Consider the following 4,181-nt stretch of genomic DNA (forward strand, 5'->3'; position numbering starts at 1 on the left):
GGGCGGCCCGGGCCCGCAGCCGCCCGCGGCAGCGGCCGGCGGTGGCGAGACGACCCCGGGCAGCCCGCGGCCCGTACCCGTACAGACCGCTCCTGGGGGACGTGAACGATGAAGTACCGACCGAGCCGCCGCACCCGCCGGACCGCGATAGCCGCCGCGGTGGTGCTGGCGATCGCCGGGTTCAACGGGCCCGCGCTCTACGGCATCGCCTCGGAGCAGTACCACGACTACACGATCAACAAGCCCGGGTACAAAGCGGAGAGGGGACACTGGAAGACCCTCGACGTGCCCCGGAAGTACCGGATCAACACCATCCACGCGGCACTGCTGCACACCGGAAAAGTGCTGCTGGTGGCCGGATCGGGCAACGACGCCAAGCAGTTCAAGGCCAAGACCTTCCGGTCGGTGCTGTGGGACCCGGCGAAGAACACCTTCAAGAACATCCCCACGCCCAAGGACCTCTTCTGCTCCGGTCACACCCAGCTGCCCGACGGCAGGCTGCTGGTGGCGGGCGGCACCCGGCGGTACGAGAAGCTGGACGGTGACGTGAAGAAGGCCGGCGGCCTGATGATCGTCCACAACGAGAACCCCGACCGCGCCAAGACTCTCGAGGCGGGCACCCTCTTCACCGGGCGCGAGAACGGCAAGACCTTCGAGTCCCAGGACAACGTCCTGGTGCCGCGCGCCAAGAAGCGGCCCGACCCCGTCACCGGCCGGGTCGAGGTCACCCCCAGCGTCGCGCGGGTGTACGTGGAGGCGGCGAAGCGCGGCAAGCGGCGCCAGACCGGCACCGAGGACAACTACCGCGTGCACGGGCTCCGCGGCATCGAGAAGAAGAACGTCTACGGCATCGCGCAGAAGCTCTCCTTCGACAAGAAGGACTTCCAGGGGATCAAGGACACCTTCGAGTTCGACCCCGTGGCCGAGCGCTACATCACCGTCGACCCGATGCACGAGGCCCGCTGGTACCCGTCACTGACCACGCTGGAGGACGGCAAGGTCCTCTCCGTCTCCGGTCTGGACGAGATCGGGCAGGTCGTTCCCGGCAAGAACGAGATCTACGACCCGGCCACCGGGAAGTGGCGCTTCCTGCCGCGGAAGCGGTTCTTCCCCACCTACCCCGCCCTGCACCTCACCTCCGGCAACGGGATCTTCTACTCCGGCGCCAACGCCGGTTACGGCCCCGACGGCAAGGGCCGCGCCCCCGGCCTGTGGAACCTGGAGACCAACGGCTTCCGCAAGATCCCGGGGATGAGCGACCCGGACGCGCTGGAGACCGCGATGTCCCTGCCGCTGCCGCCCACCCAGCGCGGCACGTACATGGTGCTCGGCGGCGGCGGGGTCGGCGAGTCGAAGAAGGCCACGGCCAAGACCCGCCTGGTGGACCTGAAGGATCCCGATCCGCGCTTCCGCGACGGGCCCGACCTCTACGCCGAGGCCCGCTACCCCAGCAGCGTCATCCTGCCCGACGACACGGTCCTGACCACCAACGGCTCCGGCGACTACCGCGGGCGCGGCGACAGCAACGTGCTCAAGGCCGAGATCTACGATCCCGGGAGCAACACCATGAAGGCGGCCGCCGACCCGCTCGTCGGCCGCAACTACCACTCGGGCGCCCTGCTGCTGCCGGACGGCCGGGTGATGACCTTCGGCTCCGACTCGCTCTACTCCGACGAGACCAACACCAAGCCCGGCCGGTTCGAGCAGCAGATCGACATCTACACCCCGCCCTACCTTCACCGGAAGGGCGGCCGCCCGGAGTTGACGGACCCCGGGCAGGCGGGGCGGGCGGGGCAGCGGGGGCGGACCGTGCGGCTGGGCGGCTCGGCCACGTACGGGAGCAAGGACGCCGGCACCATCAAGAGGATGCGGCTGATCCGCCCCAGCTCCTTCACCCACGTCTCCAACCTCGAACAGTCCTCCGTCGCCCTGGACTTCAAGAAGACGGCGGAGGGGGTCCGGGTGACCCTGCCGAACGATCCGTCGCTGGTCCCGCCCGGCTGGTGGATGCTCACGGCGGTGGACGACAAGGGAGTGCCCTCGAAGTCGGTCTGGCTGAAGGTCCCCCGGTCGGCGTCGGCCACGTCCCCGACGACGACGCGGATCTCGCCGTAGGACCAAGCAGGACCTTAGGAACGACAGGACCCAAGTCTCCGGCTGTCAGCGCGTGTTGCGGGCCAGTCCCAGCGCGTACTCGGGCCACCACTGCCCGGCCTTCGGGCCGCCCTTGCACTCGCCGTCCGACTCGCCGGGCCGCTTGATCCACAGGTGGGCGTCGACGCGCTTGTCGCCGGTCTTCGTCGTCGGCGGCTCGCCCAGCGCGCGGCCCGGCGGATTGCACCACGCCTCCTCGGCGGCGCCGGCACCCTCGACCGGGCCGTTGCCGTTGCGGCTGGTGTCGATGACGAAGGGCTTGTTCCCGACCATCGGCGAGAACTTCTTGCCGTACGCCGTATTCGAGGCGGTGGTCTGGTAGTTGGAGACGTTCAGCGAGAAGCCGTCGGCCTTGCCGATGCCGGCCCGCCGCATCGGCTCGACGAGTCCGCCCGGGTCCCGCACCCAGTCCGGGTTGCCCGCGTCCAGATAGACCGTGGTCCGCGGCAGGCCCTTGAGCTTGCCGACCGCCTCGTTGAGCAACTGATAGCGCTCCCCCTGGTACTTGACCGGTGTGCACCCCTCCGTCACGACGTGCGGGACGGCGTCCGGCTCCACGATCACCGTGGCCGCCCGCGAGCCGATCCCCTCGACCACCTTCGCCAGCCAGTCGCGGTAGGCGCCGGCGTCGCGGGCGCCGCCCTTGGAGTACTGGCCGCAGTCACGGTGCGGCAGGTTGTAGAGCACCAGCAGCGCCTCGCGGTCCGCCTTCGCCGCGGACGTGGTGAGCTTCCGCGTCTGCCCCTCGGGATCGCGGGTGCCGATCCACTCGGCGACCGGCTGCCGGGCGATCTTCCGCATCAGGGACGCCTGTTCGGCCATCCCCTCGTCGCGGTAGGAGCCGGCCTGCCGGGCCGCGTTGCTCCGGGGATCCACCCAGTACGGTGCGATTGCCTTCGGCCGCTGCGCCGTGCCGCCGCCCGCTCCGTCGTCGCTGTCCTTGCCGCCGGAGCCGGAGCCGCCGCCGGAACCGGAGCCGCCCGCGCAGCCGCCCAGCAGCAGCGCCGCGAGCACGCAGGCGCCGCCCGCGACCCGCGTGTTCCGCGCGACCTCAATGCCCCCGCCGTCGCTGCCGCCGCCGAACATCCACTCCCCCTGGGACGCGCCGAGTCGCCCGGGTACGGCAGCCGCCGGCCCCGGGCCGCCCATCGTGTCACAGGGCCAACCGCCCCCGTGGGCGCACGATCAGACGCGGTCGACCAGGTCCGCGATGGACTGGGCGACACGCGAGGGCCGGTAGGGGAAGCGGTCGACCTCGTCGGGGCGGGTGACTCCGGTCAGCACCAGGAACGTCTCCAGACCGGCCTCCATGCCGGCCCGTACGTCCGTGTCCATCCGGTCGCCGATCATCGCGGACGTCTCGGAGTGCGCCCCGATCGCGTTCAGTCCGGCCCGCATCATCAGCGGGTTGGGCTTGCCGACGAAGTACGGTTCCTGGCCGGTTGCCTTGGTGATGAGCGCGGCCACCGATCCTGTGGCGGGCAGCGCGCCCTCCGCCGAGGGACCGGTCTCGTCGGGGTTGGTGGCGATGAACCGGGCTCCGTCGTTGATCAGCCGGATCGCCTTCGTGAGCGACTCGAAGCTGTAGGTACGGGTCTCGCCCAGCACCACATAGTCGGGTTCGGCGTCGGAGAGCACATATCCGATGTCGTGGAGCGCCGTCGTCAGTCCGGCCTCACCGATGGCGTAGGCGGTGCCGCCGGGCCGCTGGTCGTCCAGGAACTGGGCGGTGGCCAGCGCAGAGGTCCAGATGTTCTCCGTGGGCACGTCCAGGCCGATCCTGCCGAGCCGGGCGTGCAGGTCGCGCGGCGTGTAGATCGAGTTGTTGGTGAGGACGAGATAGGGCCGGCCGGACTCCTTCAGCCGCTTGATGAAGGCGTCGGCACCGGGGACCGGGATCCCCTCATGCATCAGCACACCGTCCATGTCGGTGAGCCATGACTCGATCGGCTTGCGCTCTGCCACGTGACGGCTCCTGCCAGGGTCGTGGGCGGCGGCCTCGCGGGCCGCCGACCGTTGGGCCGGCC

3 protein-coding genes are annotated in these 4,181 nt (G+C 70.5%); 1 reads left to right on the plus strand and 2 read right to left on the minus strand.

Annotation, left to right across the window (positions count from 1 at the left end):
* The first annotated feature begins 108 nt into the window (after positions 1–108).
* Complete coding sequence (locus ACRDP3_RS26030) at positions 109–2,115, plus strand: galactose oxidase-like domain-containing protein (RefSeq protein WP_431519448.1); 2,007 nt, start codon at positions 109–111, stop codon at positions 2,113–2,115.
* Between the two features lie 45 nt (positions 2,116–2,160).
* On the opposite strand, the gene ACRDP3_RS26035 is transcribed toward ACRDP3_RS26030, so the two are convergent.
* Both ACRDP3_RS26035 and ACRDP3_RS26040 read right to left on the minus strand, forming a co-directional pair.
* Positions 2,161–3,240, minus strand: coding sequence for a glycoside hydrolase family 6 protein (locus ACRDP3_RS26035; protein WP_431519449.1), 1,080 nt, complete (start codon positions 3,238–3,240; stop codon positions 2,161–2,163).
* 99 nt (positions 3,241–3,339) lie between these two features.
* Positions 3,340–4,119 carry an HAD-IIA family hydrolase gene (locus ACRDP3_RS26040; RefSeq protein ID WP_431519450.1) on the minus strand — a complete coding sequence of 260 codons (780 nt, stop codon included), beginning with the start codon at positions 4,117–4,119 and terminating at the stop codon, positions 3,340–3,342.
* Positions 4,120–4,181 lie beyond the last annotated feature (62 nt).

This window comes from Streptomyces sp. (assembly GCF_050698815.1).
Classification (GTDB): Bacteria; Actinomycetota; Actinomycetes; order Streptomycetales; family Streptomycetaceae; genus Streptomyces.

Bases quoted from the DNA above. Each gene is read 5' to 3' on its own strand.
- ACRDP3_RS26030 (WP_431519448.1), top strand. From the start codon at position 109: ATGAAGTACCGACCGAGCCGCCGCACCCGCCGGACCGCGATAGCCGCC.
- ACRDP3_RS26035 (WP_431519449.1), bottom strand. From the start codon at position 3,240: ATGTTCGGCGGCGGCAGCGACGGCGGGGGCATTGAGGTCGCGCGGAAC.